Origin of the sequence: Streptomyces sp. SLBN-118 (assembly GCF_006715635.1) — a bacterium.
Classification (GTDB): Bacteria; Actinomycetota; Actinomycetes; order Streptomycetales; family Streptomycetaceae; genus Streptomyces.
On the sequence record NZ_VFNP01000002.1, the window covers coordinates 2,888,119 to 2,908,563 of the forward strand.

The 20,445-nt window shown below is 67.8% G+C and carries 25 protein-coding genes; 14 read left to right on the forward strand and 11 right to left on the reverse strand.

Features of this window, described 5'->3' with window-relative positions; translation table 11 throughout:
• Nucleotides 1–48: 48 nt before the first annotated feature.
• From FBY35_RS31530 to FBY35_RS31545, 4 genes are all read right to left on the reverse strand, one after another.
• Entirely contained in the window at nt 49–909 is an 861-nt protein-coding gene (locus tag FBY35_RS31530) for a fumarylacetoacetate hydrolase family protein (protein ID WP_142217337.1), read from the reverse strand.
• A 126-nt stretch (nt 910–1,035) separates the two neighbouring features.
• A complete protein-coding gene (locus FBY35_RS31535; RefSeq protein ID WP_142217338.1) occupies nt 1,036–1,773 on the reverse strand; it encodes a YidC/Oxa1 family membrane protein insertase in 738 nt (245 codons plus the stop codon).
• A gap of 101 nt (nt 1,774–1,874) precedes the next feature.
• Nucleotides 1,875–2,195, reverse strand: coding sequence for a DUF6412 domain-containing protein (locus FBY35_RS31540; protein WP_142217339.1), 321 nt, complete (start codon nt 2,193–2,195; stop codon nt 1,875–1,877).
• Between the two features lie 55 nt (nt 2,196–2,250).
• Nucleotides 2,251–3,042 carry a class E sortase gene (locus FBY35_RS31545; protein ID WP_260848876.1) on the reverse strand — a complete coding sequence of 264 codons (792 nt, stop codon included), beginning with the start codon at nt 3,040–3,042 and terminating at the stop codon, nt 2,251–2,253.
• 114 nt (nt 3,043–3,156) lie between these two features.
• On the opposite strand from FBY35_RS31545, the gene FBY35_RS31550 reads away from it, so the two are divergent.
• Nucleotides 3,157–4,167, forward strand: a complete 1,011-nt coding sequence (locus tag FBY35_RS31550) for an SEC-C domain-containing protein (RefSeq protein WP_142217340.1) — start codon at nt 3,157–3,159, stop codon at nt 4,165–4,167.
• A 215-nt stretch (nt 4,168–4,382) separates the two neighbouring features.
• Nucleotides 4,383–5,318, forward strand: a complete 936-nt coding sequence (locus tag FBY35_RS31555; RefSeq protein ID WP_142217341.1) for a restriction endonuclease — start codon at nt 4,383–4,385, stop codon at nt 5,316–5,318.
• Here FBY35_RS31555 and FBY35_RS31560 read toward each other — a convergent pair.
• Nucleotides 5,315–5,962, reverse strand: coding sequence for an ATP-binding protein (locus tag FBY35_RS31560; protein ID WP_142217342.1), 648 nt, complete (start codon nt 5,960–5,962; stop codon nt 5,315–5,317). The two genes, FBY35_RS31555 and FBY35_RS31560, sit on opposite strands and share 4 nt — an antisense overlap.
• 206 nt (nt 5,963–6,168) lie before the next feature.
• On the opposite strand from FBY35_RS31560, the gene FBY35_RS31565 reads away from it, so the two are divergent.
• The 3 genes from FBY35_RS31565 to FBY35_RS31575 all read left to right on the forward strand — a co-directional run bounded on the left by FBY35_RS31565 (nt 6,169) and on the right by FBY35_RS31575 (nt 7,636).
• Entirely contained in the window at nt 6,169–7,014 is an 846-nt protein-coding gene (locus tag FBY35_RS31565; RefSeq protein ID WP_142217343.1) for a helix-turn-helix transcriptional regulator, read from the forward strand.
• Nucleotides 7,014–7,208: a DUF397 domain-containing protein gene (locus FBY35_RS31570; RefSeq protein ID WP_142217344.1), complete on the forward strand. Its 195-nt coding sequence runs from the start codon at nt 7,014–7,016 to the stop codon at nt 7,206–7,208. Before FBY35_RS31565 ends, FBY35_RS31570 begins: the two co-directional genes overlap by 1 nt.
• A 140-nt stretch (nt 7,209–7,348) precedes the next feature.
• Entirely contained in the window at nt 7,349–7,636 is a 288-nt protein-coding gene (locus FBY35_RS31575) for a hypothetical protein (RefSeq protein WP_142217345.1), read from the forward strand.
• Between the two features lie 333 nt (nt 7,637–7,969).
• Here FBY35_RS31575 and FBY35_RS31580 read toward each other — a convergent pair whose 3' ends face one another.
• The gene (locus FBY35_RS31580; protein ID WP_160159357.1) at nt 7,970–8,467 is read right to left on the reverse strand and encodes a GNAT family N-acetyltransferase; all 498 of its coding nucleotides are present in this window, start codon (nt 8,465–8,467) and stop codon (nt 7,970–7,972) included.
• Nucleotides 8,468–8,782: 315 nt separating this feature from the next.
• Here FBY35_RS31580 and FBY35_RS31585 point away from each other — a divergent pair, with 315 nt between their 5' ends.
• From FBY35_RS31585 to FBY35_RS31595, 3 genes are all read left to right on the forward strand, one after another.
• Nucleotides 8,783–10,195 (forward strand): family 2B encapsulin nanocompartment shell protein, encoded by a 1,413-nt coding sequence (locus tag FBY35_RS31585; protein ID WP_142217347.1) that lies wholly within the window; start codon nt 8,783–8,785, stop codon nt 10,193–10,195.
• Between the two features lie 262 nt (nt 10,196–10,457).
• Nucleotides 10,458–11,708: a family 2 encapsulin nanocompartment cargo protein terpene cyclase gene (locus tag FBY35_RS31590; RefSeq protein ID WP_260848877.1), complete on the forward strand. Its 1,251-nt coding sequence runs from the start codon at nt 10,458–10,460 to the stop codon at nt 11,706–11,708.
• Between the two features lie 44 nt (nt 11,709–11,752).
• Complete coding sequence (locus tag FBY35_RS31595; protein ID WP_142217348.1) at nt 11,753–12,610, forward strand: geranyl diphosphate 2-C-methyltransferase; 858 nt, start codon at nt 11,753–11,755, stop codon at nt 12,608–12,610.
• Nucleotides 12,611–12,732: 122 nt separating this feature from the next.
• Here the strand turns inward: FBY35_RS31595 and FBY35_RS31600 are convergent, their stop codons facing one another.
• From FBY35_RS31600 to FBY35_RS31610, 3 genes are read right to left on the reverse strand one after another with little or no spacing between them, the layout of a single operon-like run.
• The gene (locus tag FBY35_RS31600) at nt 12,733–13,584 is read right to left on the reverse strand and encodes a helix-turn-helix transcriptional regulator (RefSeq protein ID WP_142217349.1); all 852 of its coding nucleotides are present in this window, start codon (nt 13,582–13,584) and stop codon (nt 12,733–12,735) included.
• Nucleotides 13,585–13,609: 25 nt separating this feature from the next.
• Nucleotides 13,610–14,143, reverse strand: coding sequence for a DUF6879 family protein (locus tag FBY35_RS31605; protein WP_186357113.1), 534 nt, complete (start codon nt 14,141–14,143; stop codon nt 13,610–13,612).
• Entirely contained in the window at nt 14,118–14,375 is a 258-nt protein-coding gene (locus tag FBY35_RS31610; protein ID WP_142217350.1) for a hypothetical protein, read from the reverse strand. The genes FBY35_RS31605 and FBY35_RS31610 overlap by 26 nt, the downstream gene beginning before the upstream one ends.
• A 198-nt stretch (nt 14,376–14,573) precedes the next feature.
• Between FBY35_RS31610 and FBY35_RS36290 the strand changes: the two genes are divergently transcribed.
• From FBY35_RS36290 to FBY35_RS31630, 5 genes are all read left to right on the forward strand, one after another.
• Complete coding sequence (locus FBY35_RS36290; protein ID WP_160159358.1) at nt 14,574–14,723, forward strand: hypothetical protein; 150 nt, start codon at nt 14,574–14,576, stop codon at nt 14,721–14,723.
• On the forward strand, nt 14,720–14,914 hold the full coding sequence (locus FBY35_RS31615) for a hypothetical protein (protein WP_142217351.1): 195 nt from the start codon (nt 14,720–14,722) through the stop codon (nt 14,912–14,914). The genes FBY35_RS36290 and FBY35_RS31615 overlap by 4 nt, the downstream gene beginning before the upstream one ends.
• A 138-nt stretch (nt 14,915–15,052) precedes the next feature.
• A complete protein-coding gene (locus tag FBY35_RS31620) occupies nt 15,053–15,490 on the forward strand; it encodes a hypothetical protein (RefSeq protein ID WP_260848878.1) in 438 nt (145 codons plus the stop codon).
• Between the two features lie 64 nt (nt 15,491–15,554).
• Complete coding sequence (locus FBY35_RS31625) at nt 15,555–15,932, forward strand: hypothetical protein (protein ID WP_142217352.1); 378 nt, start codon at nt 15,555–15,557, stop codon at nt 15,930–15,932.
• 355 nt (nt 15,933–16,287) lie between these two features.
• Nucleotides 16,288–17,070: an excalibur calcium-binding domain-containing protein gene (locus FBY35_RS31630; protein WP_260848879.1), complete on the forward strand. Its 783-nt coding sequence runs from the start codon at nt 16,288–16,290 to the stop codon at nt 17,068–17,070.
• Nucleotides 17,071–17,259: 189 nt separating this feature from the next.
• On the opposite strand, the gene FBY35_RS31640 is transcribed toward FBY35_RS31630, so the two are convergent.
• Complete coding sequence (locus tag FBY35_RS31640; protein WP_160159359.1) at nt 17,260–17,751, reverse strand: hypothetical protein; 492 nt, start codon at nt 17,749–17,751, stop codon at nt 17,260–17,262.
• Between the two features lie 182 nt (nt 17,752–17,933).
• Here FBY35_RS31640 and FBY35_RS31645 point away from each other — a divergent pair, with 182 nt between their 5' ends.
• Nucleotides 17,934–18,890 (forward strand): CHRD domain-containing protein, encoded by a 957-nt coding sequence (locus FBY35_RS31645; protein WP_142217354.1) that lies wholly within the window; start codon nt 17,934–17,936, stop codon nt 18,888–18,890.
• A gap of 95 nt (nt 18,891–18,985) precedes the next feature.
• On the opposite strand, the gene FBY35_RS31650 is transcribed toward FBY35_RS31645, so the two are convergent.
• Nucleotides 18,986–20,398 carry a DUF445 domain-containing protein gene (locus tag FBY35_RS31650; RefSeq protein WP_142217355.1) on the reverse strand — a complete coding sequence of 471 codons (1,413 nt, stop codon included), beginning with the start codon at nt 20,396–20,398 and terminating at the stop codon, nt 18,986–18,988.
• Nucleotides 20,399–20,445: the final 47 nt, after the last annotated feature.

A 20,445-nucleotide genomic window follows, 5' to 3' on the forward strand; every position in this document is an offset into this window, starting at 1 on the left:
GATATGGGACCGGTCCCGAACCCCGCGCCGGACCTCCATGCGAGCGCCCTACGCGTCCTTGAGCTCCTGGCGCTGCCGCCCGAGCCCGTCGATCTCCAGCTCCACCACGTCGCCCGCCCGCAGGTAGGGCTTCGGCTCCGGCTGCCCCAGCGCCACGCCCGCCGGCGTGCCCGTATTGATGACGTCGCCGGGGTAGAGGGTCATGAACTGGCTGACGTAGCGCACGACCTCGGCCACCGGGAAGATCTGGTCCGCGGTGGAGCCGTTCTGCTTGAGCTCGCCGTTGACCCACAGCTTCAGGCTCAGCGCCTGCGGGTCGGGGATCTCGTCCGCCGTCACCAGCCAGGGACCCAGCGGGTTGAACGTCTCGCAGTTCTTGCCCTTGTCCCAGGTGCCGCCGCGCTCGATCTGGAACTCGCGCTCCGAGACGTCGTGCGCGACCGCGTACCCGGCGACGTACGACAGCGGGTCCTCGTCGTCCTCGATGTAGCGGGCCGTACTCCCGATCACCACCGCGAGCTCGACCTCCCAGTCGGTCTTGCGGCTGCGGCGCGGCACCAGCACGGTGTCGTGAGGCCCGATGACCGTGTCGGCGGCCTTGAAGAAGACGACCGGCTCGGCCGGGGCGTCCGCGCCGGTCTCGGCGGCGTGGTCGTGGTAGTTCAGCCCGATGCACACCACCTTGCCGACACGGGCGACCGGCGCACCGATCCGCAGGCCCACCGCCTCGAGCACGGGCAGCTCGCCCGCGTCCGCCGCGGCCCGTATCCGGGCGAGGGCGGAGGCGTCGGCGAGCAGTTCCCCGTCGATGTCCGTGACAAGGCCGGTCAGGTCCCGCAGGGTCGTACCGTCCTGGTCGAGCAGGGCCGGTCGCTCGGCGCCCGCAGCGCCGACACGCAGCAGCTTCATGGTCTTTTCTCCCCTTGTCGAGTGCGAGCCCCGACGATGGGTAGCGGCCATCGAGAGGATCGGAGGATTGGCTGATCCTCCAAGACACCGAACCACTCTGCAAGACCCCGTTCACAACCTGGACCGTTACCCGGCAGTAGCCAGCGCGCCCGCGACCGGCATGTCCCGGTAGAGGAACGCCCGCTCGACGGCGGTCCAGGTGGTGCTTGTGACGACGTAGAGCGCGGCGGCCAGCGGCACCCACGCCACGGTGAGCAGCGTGAAGAAGGACATCAGCGGCATGATCCTGGTCATCGCGCCCATGCCCGGCATGCCTTCCTGGGGCACCGGCGCAGCCGCCAGCTGCCGCTTCGTACGCAGGTAGTTGTACGTCGCCACGGCGGCGACGATCGCGAAGAGCACGACGTACACCGCCCCGGCCCCGCCGAAGACCCCGCCGTGCGCGAGGGCGTCGGACCAGCGGCCCCCGAGGGGCGCGGCGAAGAGGGTGTGCGAGAGAAGGCCGTTCGCCTCGCCGCCGATCCGCGAGCTGGAGAACAGGTGGTACATGAGAAAGAAGGCGGGCAGCTGCAGCAGGCTGGGCAGACAGCCGGAGAGGGGCGAGACCTTCTCCTCGGCGTACAGCTCCGTGAGCGCCTTCTGCATACGGTCCGGGTTCTTGGCGTGCTTCGTGCGCAGCTCGGCGATCTGCGGCGAGAGCCTGGCCTTGGCCTTCTGGCCGCGAGCGGCCGCCCGTGAGAGGGGATGGACGGCGAGGCGTACGAGCGCGGTGAACAGGATGATCGCGGCTGCGGTGGCAGACGCGTGGAACAGCGGCTGGAGCAGGTCCGCGAGGTGTGCGACCAGGCTGGCGAAAACGGACATGGGTGAGCCCTCCGAGGGTCTCGTCGTGCCGGAATGAGGACATACGTCGGCATGACGCCCGCGAGGGGTGTGTACGAGTGGGTCCCCCTGCGGGGGCTTCCCTACGCGGCCGTCAGGAGGGCACGGCCGGGCGCTCGGGGCCTGGTCCGCCCCTTCGCGTCGGGATCGCGCTGAGGCAGGAAGGCGGTGCGCTGCTCACGGTCGCGGATGGCGGTGCGGACCCGGGTGCGGGGCACGACGGGAGCACAGCGCGCGCTGATGACCGCGCAGACGACGAGCGCGGAACCGGCGGCGGCGGTGGCGGTCGCGGCGAGCGCGACCGCGGCGGTGAGGCTGCCGCCGTCGATGAGGAGGACCTCGACGAGGAGGAGAAACAGGAGCGCGACGGGCCGGAGGGACTGCATCGCTCGACGCTGTTCCATACCTGCCCCTCTCCTGTCGCTCCTCGGATCCTCCAGCCGTTATACACGACGGCTGCTAGCTCCGGCGGGGCCGCATGGCCTTCAGCTTTCCCCAGACGACGAGCCGGTAGGTGGAGGTGAACTCGGGCGTGCAGGTGGTGAGGGTGAGGTAGTAGCCGGGCTCGCTGTATCCGGCGGAGGGCTTCACGATGCTGCGCGGGATGCGGGCGATCACTCCCGTGTCGCGGGGGGAGGTCTGCGCGATGCCTCTGTCGACGACGTACAGATACACCCCCTCCCGCGTCTCGACCTGGACCTGGTCACCTTCCCGGAGCCGGTTGATGTGGCGGAAGGGCTCGCCGTGGGTGTTGCGATGCCCGGCGACGGCGAAGTTCCCGGCCTCGCCGGGCTGGGCGGTCCCCGGGTAGTGCCCGACGTATCCCTTGTCGAGGACTCCCCTCTTGGCGATGCCCTGGGCGACGGGAGCGACGACGCCGAGGCGCGGGATGCGGAGGACGGCGTAAGCCTGGTCCCAGCGGGGTTTCGGCCGGCTGGGCGGACCCGGTTCCGGGCCGGGACTTTCGGGCTCGCCCGGCACCGCAGCTCCGGGAAGGGTCTCCCCGCTTCCTCCAGAGATGTCCTGTTCCTCACCCGGTGGTGTGCCCCACTCCTGTTCCAGGGCCCGGACCTTGTGCTCGGCGCCGACGCGGGCCTGCCGGTTGGTCCACCACAATTGGTGCACGACGAGCAGCAGCACGACGATCCCGAGGGTGACGGCGACCTCGGCGCCCGCCCACAGCCCATGAGCGAACGCGGCCCGCCTCCGCGAGCCGCGCCCCTGAACGACGACCGCCAACCGCTCTCGCACGGGCGCACGATAGGGGCTGATCGCCCAAGTCACCAGATCCGTACGGCGGCAGGACCGTCCCTGTCGTATGGGCTTCACCCCGCCGAACCGCCGTACAGCAGTACGGTGTCCACCATGCGCCCCGACACGCCTGCCGACCACATCGCCGAAGCCGAGCGCCTGCTGCGTACCGCGGCACAGTACCCCGAGGACGACGAGCAACTGCTCCTCCAAGCCGCCGCCCACCTTGAACTGGCGGGCGACCGCGAACGTGCCTCCACTCTCTACGACCGCCTCCTCACGACGGACCCCGACCACACCCTGCTGATCAAGGCCCTCCAGGCGGCGAACCTGTGGGAGTACGGCCACGAGGCAGAGGCACGCGCCCTGATCAACGGCATCCGCACGGCGGCCCCGGCGGACGCGGCACCCTGGGAGATCATCGCGGAGACCCTGGAGTCCCACGACGAGCTCGAGGCGTCCCACGACTGCTTCACCACGGCCCTGGACCTGCTGCTCCCCGCGGACGACGACGAGGTCCCCTACGCCACCCAGTCCCTCCTCGCCGGCCGCCACCGCGTCCGCCGCCTCCTGGGCCTCCCCCACGACGGCCGCGACGCCCTGGCGGACCGGGTCCACCCGGGAGACATCTCCCTGGACGAACTCCACGACCCGAAGCGCCTGTGGGCCCTGGGCTCCGACAACCCGGCCGAACTCCAGGCAGAAATCGCCCGCCTCCGCTCCGAACTCGGCTCCTACCGCTCGGCGTTGTCCCGCCCCTTCCCGGTGGCGGTCCTCCACTGGCCGGAGCCCGAACTGGACGAACTGCTCGCGGCGTACCCCGAGTTGGAACGCGAATACCCGACCCACGAGGCCCACCTGACGGACCTGGAGGCGTCCTTGCGGGACCTGTCGTCCACGGGTACGGAAAACCTGGGCATCGTGACGGGCACGGTCCCGTCGTACGAGGCCTTCGCAGCCTCGGAACAGTCATCCCCGTCGAACGCGGACCTGCTCCCGCAGTACGCGACGACACTGGCGGCAAGGGGCCGTGCGGCGGCGTGGCCTCCGGCGAGGGGGGCGGCGTGCTGGTGCGGGTCGGGGGCGGCTTACAGGGATTGTCACGGGCGGCCAACTCACGTGTGAGTCGCCTCTGCTGTATGTACTACGCCCTGGTTCCAGGCTGACTCGACGTTCCGACGAGCGCTCCGTCCTCGACAGTGACGGCGCGCTGAATCCCAGGGCAGCATCGGCGATCGCAAGAACAGCCTCCCGACACAGCCCTTCTCTGATGCAGTGTCTGCCATGAGCGTCCCTTCGCCGAAGCCTCGAAAATTCCCAAAGCGGACCCAGGAGAGTTCATGCTCGACATTCCAGTCGAACAGCAGTTGCGCCGTAGTGAAATACATGACACCTACGGTGGGAATCGGCAGCAGGGGATTACGCCAGCCACGAAAGCCGACGGCGAGTTGATGCTCTTCAGCAGCCTCAAAGCTCGGCGACTCTACGGCTATTTCGATGACTGGGGAGCCGACGGCCACTACCACTACACGGGCGAAGGCACCGTCGGCGATCAGGAAATGACTGGCGGGAACCGCAACATCCTTCGCCATCGGAAAGAGGGTCGCCCCCTACATGTATTCCGCCCAGTAAAGTCAGGCGTTGTGCAACACATCGGCGAGTTTGCCATCGCAGACGACAACCCTTGGTACCGAACGGACCGCCCCGACAAGAACGGCGAGATGCGGAGCGTCATTACGTTCCGCCTCGCGCCGGTCTCTGCCACCCCCGCTCACGCATGTCAGATAGCGCCTCACCACACAGAAACCACGGTGGAGGACGTAGAGGTGGAGCGGCGGAAGACTGAGCGCTCAAGTGTCGGCGCTCAGCAATCCAGGGAAGCGGAACGGCGCGAGTCGCTCCTAGTTACTCGTTACCTCGTTCACCTTAGGCAGCGTGGCCTGAGAGCCACCAGCAAGAGGATCACACTCGGCGACGAGCGGACAGTCCTGCGCACAGACCTGTACATAGCTCAACACGACTTCCTCATAGAAGCCAAGGGGACGGTCAGCCGAGAGGCTATACGCATGGGCATAGGGCAACTATTCGACTATCAGCGCTACATCCAACCGCGCCCAGCACTCGGCCTCCTGCTGCCCCATCGACCTCACAAAGAAATGCTCGACCTCTGCGCCGCACTCTCAATTACCAGCATTTGGGCGGAGGGCGACTCCTTCAACCGCACGACGAGCCTGACTGGGGGCGAGATGGGCGAACAGGGAGTAGACGACAATTAGCCCAACTCCGCCTCAAAGTGCGTCTGGGCCCGATCCAGAGCCTCGTCCGGATCGCGGCCGTGGGCGCGATGCCAGTGAAGAAGGTCGGCGATCAGATGCACCGAGACATCTTCGGCGACGGCGAGGCTGAGTGGTGAGGCGCTTTGCCTGCGCAGCGGCTCGCTGTCCCCGTAGAGCGCTAACACAGCCTCAGCCTTCGAGACGCGCGGATCATTGACGTGCCCATTAGCCGCCGACAGTTCCGTGGCTAGCTCAACCCAGGTTGTCTTGCCTGATCCAGTGAGGATGACGCCCCAGCGGTCGGCCACCGTGTCGACGAGCGACAGCCCTCTGCCAGCTTCTTCGGCCGGGAGCGCTGAGACCAGCATTGGAAGCGCCTGAGCGTCAGGGTCTTGCACTTCGAGGCGGAGATATGTGCCTTTCATCGAGACCGCAAGTGTCGTTGGTGTTCCTGCTCCAACGTGCGTGATGACGTTGGCGACGAGCTCACTCACACAGAGCTGGGCAGCCTCGACCGCACCTCTGAGCCCCCAGTGGTTCAAGTGCAGGCGCATGACTCGGCGGAGGCCCGCAACTTCCTCGGGTTCGGCCAGGAAGGGCAACACCCAGCTCTTCCTTGTGACTTCGTAACGGCATGCACTCATTTGAATCAGCCCTTCAGCAGAGTCGCAGCGATCGCGCTGTGTAGTGGTTCAGTTCTCCAGAGTGGCAGTGGAACTCTCAATATGGAACTCTCACATACGAGTTGGAGGAGCACTCACTCGCACTACGCGCCCCCGGCGTGCGCTGTCTTGTCTGTTGCGCACCACACCGTGCACGCTCAAGGTGATCGACACGAAGGGTCTCGACCATGGCAGTTGGACCAACCACCCGCAGGCGCCAACTTGGCGCCGATCTACGCCGCCTGCGCGAGCGCAAAGGCCTCACGCTGGAGGAAGCAGGAGCGTTGGTTGGCGTCTCCAAGGCCACCTTGAGTCGCTACGAGAAGAAGGAAGGCGCGGTCAAGTGGCCTGCCGTCGACGCGCTCTGCCGCGAGTACGGGGCGTCGGACCAGGAGCGCGAGACACTTGTCGAATTGGCTAAGGGCGCCAAGATCCAGGGCTGGTGGCGATCGCTCGCTGACCCGATCCCCGAGTCGATGAACCTGATGCTGACGCTTGAAGACGAGGTGGTACGCGAGGATCACTACGCCTGCATGTACGTACCCGGTCTGCTCCAGACCCGCGCCTACGCAGAGGCAGTGCACCGTGCATCCGAGATGAGGTGTACGGATCAAGAGATCGCGCACATGGTCGACATCCGTATGAAGCGGCAGGAGCTCCTAGATCGAGAGGAGCCGCCGCACATCTGGGCCGTGATCGACGAGGCCGTCATCCGGCGCATGGTCGGCGGCCGTGAGGTCATGCGAGAGCAGCTGCGCCACCTCTTGGCGCGGGCGGAGGAGCCCCAAGTGACCGTACAGATACTGCCGTTCACCGCCGGAGCTCATGCCGCCGCAGTTGGCAGCTTCGTCATCCTGGGTGGACCGACCCCGGAACTCGACGTCGTGTACGTGGACATCATCGGCGGTGGCCTGTTCATGGAGAAGCCGCAGGAACTGGAGCGCTATAAGTTGGCGTTCGAATACCTGCGCGCGCAGGCGCTGGACATTGGCGCGTCAGCCGCGCTCTTGAATCGGGTCTGCAAGGAGCTGTGATGGACCAGGAACACGTCCGCTGGATCAAGTCTTCGTACAGCGGAGGGAGCGGCACCGAGTGCGTCGAGGTCGCTGCATCGGGCACGGACGTGGCTGTGCGGGACTCCAAGGTTCCTCAGGGCGCGCGGCTAGGTCTCGGGTCCGCCGCCTGGACACAGTTCGTCGCCGCCCTGCGGCAGGAGAAGCTCAAGTAGGAGGCGTACCCAGGCATTCCGTGCTGTCCCCTCCCGCTGCGAGCGGACACGGGGCGGGCAGAGCGCACTCGGCCACGTTGGCCAGGTACGGAGTCGTAATCGGGAGGCCGTGCCGGTGAGACATACGGCAGACTCCCCGGGTGATCGTCGTGCAGCCTGTCCTGGAGATCTGTGCCCCCGACGGCTTCGCCCTCTGGCCCATTGCCGAGTTCGAGTCGTACGGCTTCCTGCCACTCAGTGGCGCGCTCAGTCCGGCCGAGACCGGCAAGGCGGTCATGCGGATCGCCGACTACAACGACGTCGATCCCGAGGACGACAGCCCGCCGCGGCCCGCCGATCCGCTCGGGGCCTCCCTGCACGGACTGCTGACCAGGGACGATACGCGGATGCCGGTGACGCCCCATGCCGCGGACCCGCGTGTCCCATGACGGAACGCCGTTGTCCATCCGGCTGCCACCAAAAGGGCGGACAGTGCGCAGAGGACCCAGGAAATGGCCAGCCATGGCGTGGAAGGCCGTGAGGAGTCTGATCGCCGCCAGCGGCGCAAGCACCAGAAGCGGCAGCGTCCACGTGCCCTCGGTAGCGGTGCGGGGGAACTTGGTATCGGTCATCCGGGATGCGTTTTGGTACTCAATCCTGCCCCTGTGCGGCAGTCCCCTCCTGGTCGGGCGTCCAGGCCGTGCGTCGGCCCAGACTGCGTCGAAAGCTTTGGACGTACGTGTCGAATCAGCGGGGTGTGAGGCCGACGTGCGACCGTACCGTCACCCCGACACCGGCATGACCAGCGTCCGGACGAAGTCGACAGCCCCCTCCCGCTGGTAGAAGCGCACCGCGTCCTCGTTGCCCGCGATGACCGAGATCTTCATGACCTGGACCTTCAACTCGGCCAGACGCTCGCGTGCGGCCCCCACAAGGGCCTGCCCGACTCCGGTGCCGCGCGCGTCGTCATCCACCACCAGCGTTTCCAGTACGCCGACCTGATCACCCCACTGCCAGGATCCGGGGGCGTCGAGGACACGTACAACCGCGTAACCGAGCAGGCGATCCCCGTCCCGCGCGACCAGCACGGTGGTGCGTGGCTCCCGCAGCCATTCAATGTACTGCTCACGCCGGAGGCGCCAGGACTCCGCGGGAGAGCGCAACGCACCCAGCTCAGCCAGGTGCGGGGCTTTCTTACTGTGGTGGGCCAGCAACTGCCCCCACAGCCCTTCCAGATGGTCGATCTCGGAAGCAGCCAGTACATCGATCACAGGATTCACGCTGGGGAGCATAGACAGCGAGAGTCCCCAGCCACGACCAATTACTGAGCTGGCCATGGAAGTTGAGCCACCAGCAGATCTCGTACCGATCGTGCGGTACGGCCCGCGACCACACAGCCGAGCACTCGACCCGCGCCGAGATCGGCCAGGGCGCCGTCAGCGATCAACCGCATGGGGTCGTGTGTGCGAAGAAACGACACGCCTGCCTGGCTACCCCGGACAGGAAAGGGGCATTCACCTTCTTTCGTGTGATGACAGGCGAACTGTTTAAGAAGGAGGGTAAGTCGGCACCCACAGGAGAGCTGAGGATCACAGATGGCCGTTGGAGCCGACCAGGAAGCCGTGCAGGCACAAGCGTCCGGGCAGCAGAGTCTGGCGACGTCCGCCGCGCGGAAGCTGGCGACGACCGCGAAGTCCGTTCCGCAGATGCAGGAGACCTCCTCACGGTGGCTGCTACGGATGCTGCCGTGGGTGGATGTGCAGGGCGGGACCTACCGGGTGAACCGGCGGCTGAGCCATGCCGTGGGTGACGGGCGGGTGACGTTCGTGCAGACCGGCCGGCGGGTCTCGGTCGTCCCGGCCGCGCTGGGGGAGCTGCCGGCGCTCAGAGGGTACGGCGACGAGGCGGTACTGGCCGAGCTGGCCGGTCGTTGCGAACAGCTCGACTGCGCGCCGGGCACCGTGCTGGCCCAAGCCGGCGACGCGAAGGACCGCGTCTTCCTGCTGGCGCACGGCCGCGTCGACAAAGTGGGCACCGGACCGTACGGCGCAGACGCCGTGCTCGGGTTCCTGGCCGACGGCGCCTACTTCGGGGAGCAGTGTCTGACGGAAACGGAGCCGGCCTGGGAGTGCACGTTCCGCGCCACCACCGCCTGCACGGTGCTGGTGCTGTCCAGAAGGGATGTCGACAACCTCGCCGCACGCGCCCGGTCGCTGGGCACCCACCTGGACACGGTCGCGGCGCTCCCGCAGCAGCGCACCAACAGGTACGGCGAGGCGGCGATCGACCTCGCGGCCGGACACGTGGGCGAGCCACGCATCCCCCACACCTTCGTCGACTACGAGCCCGAGCCGCGCGAGTACGAACTCTCCATCGCGCAGACGGTCCTGAAAATCCACAGCCGCGTCGCCGACCTCTACAACGACCCGATGAACCAGACCGAGCAGCAGCTCCGTCTCACCCTTGAGGCGCTGCGCGAGCGCCAAGAACATGAACTCGTCAACAACCCGGAGTTCGGGCTGCTCAGCAACTGTGACTACGCGCAGCGCCTTCAGCCTCACGACGGGGTGCCCGGTCCCGACGACATGGACGAGCTGCTCTCGCGGCGGCGCGGCAGCAAGTTCTTCCTCGCCCACCCCCGGGCCATCGCCGCGTTCGGCCGCGAGTGCAACAAGCGCGGCCTGCTCCTGAAGCCGGTGGACATCGGCGGCCACCGCATCCCTTCCTGGCGCGGCGTGCCGATCTATCCGTGCGGAAAGATCCCCGTGAGTGAATCGCGTACGACCTCGATCCTGTGCATGCGTACGGGCAGAGACGACCAAGGCGTGATCGGGCTGCGGCAGTCGGGGATCCCGGACGAGATCGAGCCGAGCCTGTCGGTGCGGTTCATGGGCATCGACGAGCAGGCGATCATCTCCTACCTCGTCACCGCCTATTACTCGGCCGCGATCCTCGTCCCCGACGCTCTCGGCATCCTGGAGAACGTCGAAGTCGGCCGCTGGCGCTGACCGGAACCGACAGGCACCCAGCCGCCCCGTTGCGCCGCTGCCCCGGCGCGATCGGCCGTACGCCGTCCGCGGTCGCCCGGGCCGCCGTACGCCGTCCGCGGTCGCCCGGGCCTTCGCCCACGTGAGACGCCCCTCGTAAGGCGCCCCTCGTATGACGCCCAACGCAGGCATACCGCGCGCGCCCTCGCACACGCGGCCACCAGCACGCGCGCCCAACGGCAGGCGCGCGCCCACCCCGTCCCATCCGAAAGGCACTCCTCGCATGACCCCCACCAGTGGCGCCGGCGTCCCTCCGTGGACATGGAACGGGCCGCCGGCCGCACACCCACCAGTCGCCCTCGCCACCCCGACACTCACTACGACCGCGCAGGCCCTACCGGCCCCGCCCGCGCCCGTCGCGCTTGAGCGCCTGCTGTCCGGCCCCGCCGGGCCGGGCACGGCCGCCGCCCGCGCTTTCCGCTCCCTCGCCCCGTCCACGGCATCGCAGGCGCCGCAGTCCGCCCGACAGGACGAGGTCCCGCCGTCCGCCGAGCAAGCCCCCTCGGCCGGCCAGGACACAGCGGTGCGGATCCCGCCCCTGTACTGCCCCGACGCCCTGCGCGACGACCCCGCCCTCGGGGAGGAGGTCAACAACCGCCTGGTCGACTGGGCCGCGGAGATCGGCATCTTCACCGGCCGTCTCGAACGCCTGCGCTCGCATCAGTTCGGGCGGCTGTTCATGCTCGCGCACCCCGACTGCGACGACCCCGACCGGCTGCTGGCCGCGGCCCGCTGCGGGCTCGCGGAATGGGCCGTGGACGACCACTGGGTCGACGAGGGCGACGACACAGAACCGGAGCTCCTGGGCTCCCGCCTCGCGATGGCCCACGCAGTGATCGACCCCGTCCGCCTCCCCGGCCGCTACCTCGCGCAGTTCGAGGAACTCGTTCAGCGGCAGCCCGTCCTGCGCGCCTTCCGATCCTGCCTCGCCCACCTGTCCCAGTTCGCCAGCACCACCCAAGTGGCCCGTCTGCGCCACGAACTCGACGTCATGTTCGTCGGATACGGGCAAGAGGCCGAATGGCGCAGCAGCGGGCGCAAGCCCGCGGTGTGGGAGTACCTCCTGCACCGTTACGAGAACGCCTTCTACCCCTGCATGGTGCTCATCGACCCGGTCGGCGGTTACGAGCTGCCCGCCCACGAGTTCGCCGACCCCACGGTGCGCCGCACCTACCTCTACGCGGGCATGGCCAACGTCCTGCTCAACGACCTCTACTCGATGGCCAAGGAAGACCCCTCAGACAACAACCTGCCCAACCTCATCGCCGTTGAGGACAGCTGCTCCCTCCAAGAGGCGGTCGACCGCACGGCAGCCATCCACGACGAGCTGATGCACACCGTCGAGGCCGACTGCGCCGTCCTGGCAGCGGCCGGCTCCCCCCAGCTGCGCCGCTACCTGGCCGGTCTGTGGGCGTGGATGGGCGGCAGCAAGCAGTGGCACGCCACCAGCCCCCGTTACCAGAACGCGAACTGAACCCGTACAGACCCCCGTATAGAACCCGTAAACAAGGAGAAGCCATGACCGTCCAGGACACCGCCACCCACCCTCTGCGCAGCCTCTACCAGAAGTCCGTCGCCACTTACTGGAACCAGGAGAAGAACCCCGTCAACCTCCGCCTGGGCGAGGTCGACGGCATTTACCACCACCACTACGGCATCGGCGACGTGGACTGGTCCGTGCTCGAGGGACCCGAGGAAACCCGCCAGGAACGCCTCACGGCCGAGCTTCATCGCCTGGAATGCGCCCAGGCCGATCTGCTGATGACCCACCTCGGCGACATCACCCCTGCGGACCGCGTCATGGACTCCGGTTCGGGCCGCGGCGGCAGCAGCTTCGTTGCCCACAGCCGCTTCGGATGCAGCGTCGACGGCGTCTCCATCTCGGAAACCCAGGTCGCCTTTGCCAACGATCAGGCCAAGGAACGCGGGGTGGACGACAAGGTCAGCTTCCACCTCAAGAACATGCTGCACACCGGCTTCGAGAGCGACAGTTTCCGGGCCATCTGGAACAACGAGAGCACCATGTACGTGGACCTGTCGCTGTTGTTCCCCGAATACGCCAGGCTCCTCAAGCACGGTGGTCGCTACGTCACCATCACCGGCTGCTACAACGACGCCTACGGACTGCCGTCCCGGGCCGTCAGCGAGATCAACGCCCACTACATCTGCAGCATTCACCCCCGCAGCAGCTACTTCAAGGAAATGGCTGCCAACCGCCTCGTCCCCGTCAACGTCGTTGACCTCACCGCGGCAACCATCCCCTACTGGGAACTGCGCGCCAAGTCACCTCTGGCCACCGGCATCGAGAAGGCCTTCCTGGACGCCTACAAGGACGGCAGCTTCCAGTATCTGCTGATCGCGGCAGACAAGGTCTGAACGGCGCCAGGACGTTGAGGGCGTCCGCCTGGCCGGCGTCGCCGCACGCACGGCACCACAGGTGGACGTCCTTGGCTGAGGGTGCGGAGTGCGCGTACTCGATGCGGGAGGGGCAAAGCCGGTCACTCGAGGGCTTCGATGGCTTTCACGATCAGCGACCGTGCCACCGCTCCGTACACCGCCATCGACCGCAGTTCCTCGAACGCCTTCAGGTACAAGGCGATCTCGGTCGGCTGTGTGACGTTCACCTGTGCCGACAGGAGCTCCACCGACACGAGGGTGTCGTCGTAGATGCTGAAGGTCTCCTGTGCCCATAGTCGTCGCTCGGGCGTTGCAGCCGGGATGACGCCGAGTGACACGGACGGAAGCGCGCCGGCTGTCAGTAGATGGCCCAGCTGCGCGGCCATGGCCTCGGCGTCGCCCAACTGATAGCTCAGTGCGGCCTCTTCGACCAGAAAGACGAACCGGTGCCCTGGCTCATGGATGACCCGGGATCGCTCCAGGCGTGCAGTTGCGGCCTGTGCCGCGTCGTCCGGAACGTCGCGAAACCGGGCATTCGCGCTCAGGAGCCCCTTCGCATATCCCTCCGTTTGAAGCAGACCCGGTACCAGCGTCGAGCAGTACACGCGGAACAGTTGTGTCGATTGATACAAGGGCACATAGCTGTCCTGGAGTTGGCGCAGCCCTGTGCGGACCCGCTGGCGCCACTCGGTGTACATGGACTCCGCGTGCCGTGAGGCGGCAACGAGGTCCGCGGCCTGGTCCACCGCGTCGCACGCGTTGCACCACTTACGAATATCCCTAGGGGACGGAGGTGTCTTCGCGTTCTCGATCCGTGACGTCTTCGCATGGTGCCATCCGCATCGCAAGGCCAGCTCAGCCACTGTCAGCCCGGCTTCCTTCCTCAGGTCGCGGAGTTGCCGCGCGACATTCTCGCGAGCGGCCTGAGCCGAGGACGATGGGGAGGTGGGCATGTGCTGGCCTGTTCGATGAAGGTCGTCAGTGGATCTCGTACTGCTCGTGCGGGACTGCCCGCTGCCAGACTGCTTCGAACGCGTCCATGCACCGTTTGGCAACGGCGGGCTCGGTACGCAGTTCCATCCCGAGGTCCTGCCAATCACCGTTGCCGGTGAAGTGATTGAACAGCACGGTCGTACCGTCGAAGATCCACAGGTCGTTGCCAGGCAGGAGAAGGTCTGAAGCCCGACGCCGTGACAGCCAACGAACCTGCTCGCCGGCATGGAGGTTGACGGGGGTTCCGGAGTACTCGTACCGGATGTAGTCCGTCACAGGCTCGGACACCACCCGTGCACGGCGGACGGTCACGCCGCGAGCAACCGCGCGGGAGACGAGATCTACCCACGGGCGCCAGTACGCCGACTCCGGGTCTGCGTCGCGGAGTCCGGTGCGCTTCCAGTCGGTGAAGTCATCAGCCTCGTCTCCGACGCCGTAGACATCACGCATCTCAAGGTGCACGGCGGAGTGTCGCGCCGCCTCCATGAGGTCACTAAAGCTGGGCTCGTTCTGCGGCATCGCACGCCTCCCTCAGCATTGGCACCATCCGGAGGGGGATCCGGATCACTGTCTCATGGGCGGGGATGCCCTTCGCGTGTCCCGGTGCCGTGTTCTGCGCGCACTCGGCCCGCGTCTTCTCGTCGGCCGTGTAGCTCTGCACGATGATGTCTCGCGTTTCCGTGTCCACCCAGGCTGTTGGTGAACCGTTCTGCCCCGTCTCGGGGTCGATTCCGATGAACGTTAAGGCCATGGCCGCCTCCTGCGCCTAGCCGGTGCGCTGATGTGCGCCACTCTCCAACTCGGGATGCCAGCCGTCAAGGGCGCAATGCAGCCACCATCACAGTCTGAACGCGTGTACGCACATTGGTGCACATCACTGGCCTGCGCACCCACGGGTTCCCTACGGTCAGGGCATCGCTGCTGACGACTTGACGGGGGACGGCCCGTGATGACCATCAAGGTGTACCGAGTGGACGCGAGCGCACGCCGTCGGCTGGAGGTCCGGCGACTGTCGGTCCCGATAGGCGACCCCGAGCACCTCCCCGATTCGCTCGCCTTCCCGCCGTGCGCCTGCCCCCGTTGCCGGGTCGTCCGGTGACTGCGCCCACGGCCGGCGCACGCGCGCTGCCCGCAGCCGGAGACCTGAGCTGGGAGCAGTACGCGGGACGCGCCTGCGTCTGGTGCGGCAAGCCGCTGACCGTCGGCGCGCGCAGTGTCGGCATTTCGCGCGGTCAGGAAGGCGTACACGTCCTCGACATCGAGGTGTACGCGGGCCCGTGCTGCCCGTAGACCTCGTCCGATGACCCCGCCCCGGCCGACGACTCCGGCCAGGAACCCCGACCGAGGCGGTGCCGGGCCCCGAGGGGCCCGAGTGCACGACGGCGCGCGGGAAGGCCTCGCGCCGAGGAAGCACCCAAGGAGCATCGCATGAACGCTCTCGCGACAGAACAGACCAGCGGGCGCCGACTCGTCGACGCCGAACTCTTCGAACGGCTGGTCACCTTCCTCGAGTTCGAGAAGGACATGAACCGGCCCGAAGCCGAACGCGTGATGGACCAAGCCCTCGCCTTCATCGACATGGCAGGGCACCGGAACGACGTGCCGCTGTTCCCGTCACGCAGGGTCGATCCTGGCTGGCACGCCTTCATCCTGCACAGCCGCGAGTATGCGGACTTCTGCCAGCGCCGCTTCCGCAGGTTCCTGCACCACAGCCCGCTCAAGGAACAGCGCCTGCGCGACGGCGTGTCCATCAAGCGCACGGTCCAGGCCATCGAGGAACTGGGATACGCAGTCGACCACGAGCTGTGGGGCACTGCCGCGGAGTGCAACCCGCCGGCTTGCTGCGGCGACGGCGACGGCTGCTGATCCGAAACTCTCCCGCGCGGCCGCGAAGGCGGCCGCGCCTACCCCACAGGACGGAACCACCGCTGTGGCCAGGCCCCTTCACTTCGCCCGCAGCCGCCTCACTGTCTTCCCGCTGGAGCACCTGACCGTCGCGTACACCACACAGTCGAGCGACCGCCGCGGCCTCGGTGATATCGCCGTCGTCGGAGTCGTGGAGCCGGAGGGGGCGACCGGCGAACACCTGTGGCGGCTGGCCGCGAGCATGTACGCCAACCCGCCCACCGGGCAGGTGCAGGCGCGGTGGATCCTCACGCAGTGCACCCGGGCCCGCATCGTCAAGGCCCCCGCGTACCGCGATCTCACCAACGCCGAGTGGACCGGTGACCTGACGCGCGAGTTCCGTCTCGATGACCTCTTCGCCAACCACACCGTCCTGTGCACAGGTCGCCTCACCATCCGGTGACACACCCCCGGGCTGGTCTCGATCCGCCTCGGCTCGCGCGCCACCCTCGCGCGCGGTTTGTCGAAGGTCGCCGAGGCTTAAGGGTGGCGGCGCGGGTGCGTGACTCCCGTTGAGCAGTTCGTGGCACTTCTTGTCCTGGGTTGATTGGTTACGCACACCAACGGACGGATCTGACCGCCACATGCACGCTTCCATCACAACTGAGATACGAGATTCCGCAACAGCCTCGGCGCGCCAACCGGAATGTCATGCTCAGCACCCTCGGTTCGGATCCATACACCTTGGGGGACAGATGTCAGGGATAGGCAGTACGGGCGCAGACAGGCGCTTCGCGTTAATCGCCGGAGCCGTGGTCATGGCCCTGGGGGTCGTGGGGTGCGGGAGCGGTGGACAGGAGAATCCGAAATCCCTCGCGGCCACAGCGGGCCCCGCAACGACCACCTCCGCGGCGCCCACGCCGTCCGTCCAAGCCGCTCTCGGTCTCGTCGACGACCAGGAGAGCGCCGACGCGGGGAAGGCCGTCGAGGTGAAGGTGCTGGGCAACGACAGCGTCACCCTCAAGGACGGCAGGACCGGGAACGTTGAAACCGCCCTTACTGCAGGGCAGTTCACCATTTCCGTGGACACCGCGCCGGTTCACGGGACCGCCACGGTCGACGGAAGTGTCATCACGTACACCTCCAGCCCCGGCTACGGCGGCGGCGACGAGTTCACCTACCGCGTCGACGTGGCCGGGCAGAGCCTCACCGGCACCGCCGTGGTGCGGATCACCGTCACCGCGCCGAAGCCGACCCCGAAGCCCGCGCCCAAGCCCCCGAAGCCCGCGGTCTCGTACGCCAATTGCGATGCCGTACGGGCCGCCGGCGCCGATCCCATTCACAAAAGGGAGCCGGGCTACGGGACGCACCTCGACCGGGACAGGGACGGCGTCGGCTGCGAGTCCTGGAGCGGGGGAAGCGGAACAAGCGGCGGCTCCACCGCAGGGAGCACCGGAGGCAGCACCGGCGGTGGAGGCGGGAGTACGTACTACGCCAACTGCTCCGCCGTACGGGCCGCGGGCGCCGCGCCCATCCACGCCGGGGAGCCCGGCTACGGGCGGCACCTCGACCGTGACGGTGACGGCGTCGGCTGCGAGTGACATTCCGGCATGACAAGCCGGGCAACACGACTGCGGCGGCCGGGGATTGGACACGGCCGCCGCAGGTTTATCGGTGGGGCAATGTGAGCTGAGACACGAAGTCCGACCACAGAAGTCGAGCGACGGCAATCGGTAAAGGCGAGAGACTCCTTTATGAAGGACGCATGAATTCCGGGTACCGAACGAACATCACGCCGCCTTCTTGACGAGCTTGCCGTCCGCCGCGATCACGAACCACTCGCCGTCCAGGCCCTGCCCGTTCACATCGCCGGGCCTCGAGTCGCCCACGTAGTAGTACAGCGGCCAGCCCCCGTACACGGCCTGTTCGGCCCCCTCGCCGAGCTTTGCTTCCTTCAGCAGGGCGACGTCCGTGCCCGATCCGGCCTTGACGTCCTTGGACGACGTGAGCGCGGGCCAGACCGCGATGCAGTCGGCGTCACACGCGCCGGTGCCGGGCTTGTCCTTGGTGAATCCGTACAGCGTACGGCCCGAATCGTCGACCAGGATCGGGCCGAGATCCGAGTCCGCCGTCTTGACCGAGACGGTCTTCGCGGACTTGGCCGCGGGCTTCGCGCCGTCGTCGCCGGACGAGTCGCCGGAGCCGCCGCAGGCCGCCAGGGTCAGCAGCGCCGCCGAGACCAGCGGCGCCGCGAGCAGAGCTTTGGGACGGGTACTGCGCATGGTTGTTCCCCCGGTTGGTGTGTGGTGTGAGTGAGTGGTGCGTACACCCGGTGGTACGGCGGCAACTGACTGGCGGTTCAAGCGAATTAAAAGAAATTCCCACTGAACAAATCGAGCGGGAGGCGCGTACTCCATCGCGACCGGCACAAGAAGGTGCCGGGTCCAACGGGAGGATGAAATCAATGCAGAAGCGTTATCTCGCTGTTACCGCCGCCACAATTGTGCTTGGTGTTGCCGGTGTAACTCCTGCGGTCGCGCACAGCGGTCACGGCGGAAATAGCGGCCACAGCGGAGGCTCCAGCAACAGCAGCAACGCCGGTGCCCACACCAAGCCCTCCAGCGGGCACGCGCTCGCCTTCGTCGCCCAGCTCTCCGGAGCCCACGAGGTGCCCGTCCAGGGCGGCCCCGCCGTGAACGACCCCGACGGCCACGCCGTCGCCCTCGTCAAGGTGAAGGGCGACCGCGTCACCTTCGCCCTGCAGTGGAAGGGGTTCACGCCGAGCCTCGGGCACATCCACGAAGGTGCCGCCGGGAAGAACGGCGCCGTGAAGGTCCCGCTCTTCGGTACCGCGATGCCCGACTCCGTGAACTCGGCGGCCGGGCAGGTCGCCCTCACGGACGCCAAGCTGGCCGACGGCATCCGTAACAACCCGTCCGGCTTCTACGTGAATCTGCACAGCGCCGAGTTTCCGGGCGGAGCCGTACGAGGGCAGCTGAAGCCGCTGCACAAGAACATCAACCCGCTCGACATCATCAAGGGCGGCAAGCTGCGGGCCCTGTCCAACGGCGACCAGGAAGTCCCGAAGAACGACGCCTCCAAGGTGGGCGACCCGGACGGGCACGCGATCACCTTCCTGCAGCCCAAGGGCACGTCCGTCGGCTACTCGCTGGCCTGGATCAACATCAAGGCGCCCGCCAAGGGCCATGTCCACAAGGGCGCCTTCGGCAAGAACGGCGACGTCGTCTTCGACTTCTTCAACCGGCCCGTGCCGGACGGGATCTTCGCCGTCTCCGGCAAGATCGAGGACCAGAACCCCGACGTCGTCGAGCGCGTCCGCGCCAACCCGTCCAATTACTACGCCAACATCCACACCTCCGAGTTCCCGGACGGTGCGGTGCGCGGGCAGCTCTTCCACTGATTCGCCGCCCCCGTTGAACGCGTGCGTCCCCGCGCACGTACTCCTTGGCACCTCCCCAAGGTTGCTGGGCGCGTGGCCGTACTGGCAGGGACCGGTCACGCGCCCAGCGCGTGTGCCACGGTGTAGATGAGCAGCCCGGCCAGCGCGCCGACCACGGTGCCGTTGATCCGGATGAACTGCAGATCGCGGCCGATGTGCGCCTCGATCTTGCGCGAGGTGTGCTCCGCGTCCCAGCCGGCGACGGTCTCCGAGATCAGCGAGGTGATTTCGGCGCGGTACGTCGTCACCAAGTACACCGCCGCGTCCTCCACCCAGCCCTCCACCTTCGACTGCAGGCGGCCGTCCGTCGCAAGCCGCGCGCCCAGCGACAGCAGCGAGGCGCGGGCGCGCAGCCGCAGTTCGCTGCGGTCGTCCTCGGCCGCCGAGATGATCATGGTGCGGATGGAGGACCAGGCCGAGGCGATCACGTCCTGCACCTCCGAGCGCGACAGGAGATCCGACTTCATCCGCTCCACCCGGACCCGGGTGTCCGTGTCCGACTGGAGGTCCGCCGCGAAGTCCGTCAGGAAACGGTCGATCGCGCCGCGGGCGGGGTGGCCGGGCATGTCCCGCATCTCCGTGACGAAGCGCAGCAGCTCCTTGTAGACCCGCTCGCCGACCTTCCGGTCCACGAAGCGGGGGGTCCAGCCCGGTGCCCCGCCCTCGACCGCGCCCATCACCGAGTCGGAGTGGAGGACCAGCCAGTCGTGGGCGCGGGCGCAGACCAGGTCGACGGCACGGTGGTGGGCGCCGTCGGCGACGACCTTCTCCAGGGTCTTGCCGATGCCGGGGGCGACCTCCGCGCTGTCGGCGCGGCGGGTGATCGCCTCGCCGACGACGGCCTGGACATCGGAGTCGCGCAGCACGGTGAGCGCACCCCGCAGTGCGGTGGACAGCTCGGCGGTGACCCGGTCGGCGTGGGCGGGCTCGGCCAGCCAGGCACCGAGGCGGCCGCCGATCCCGAGGGCGTGCAGGCGCTCCCGTACGACGCCCGCGGAGAGGAAGTTCTCGCCGACGAACGAGCCCAGGGTGGCCCCGAGCTGGTCCTTCTTGTTCGGGATGATCGCGGTGTGCGGGATGGGCAGGCCCAGTGGGTACCGGAAGAGCGCGGTGACCGCGAACCAGTCCGCCATGGCGCCGACCATGCCCGCCTCGGCCGCGGCCGCGACGTAGCCGGCCCAGGGGCCCGCGCCGGAGTTCTTCGCCCAGGTGGTGAGGGCGAAGACCAGCGCGACGAACAGGAGCGCGCCGGTAGCCGTCGACTTCATCCTGCGTACGCCGCGCATCTTCTCCGCGTCGGCCGCGGTGTACGCGATGGAGGGGAGCGGCGTGCGGCGGCGGGCCCCGCCTGCTCCGGCGCCGGGCCGGCCGCTGCCGCCCTCGATCGACTTCGGCTCCGTACGCTCCGGATCTGCCCGCTCCGGATCTGTAGGCTCCGGCTCTGTACGTTCCGGCTCTGTGCGTTCCATACGCTCCACCCGTCCGCGCGCGCCCGTACGCTATGTCCCTACCTCAG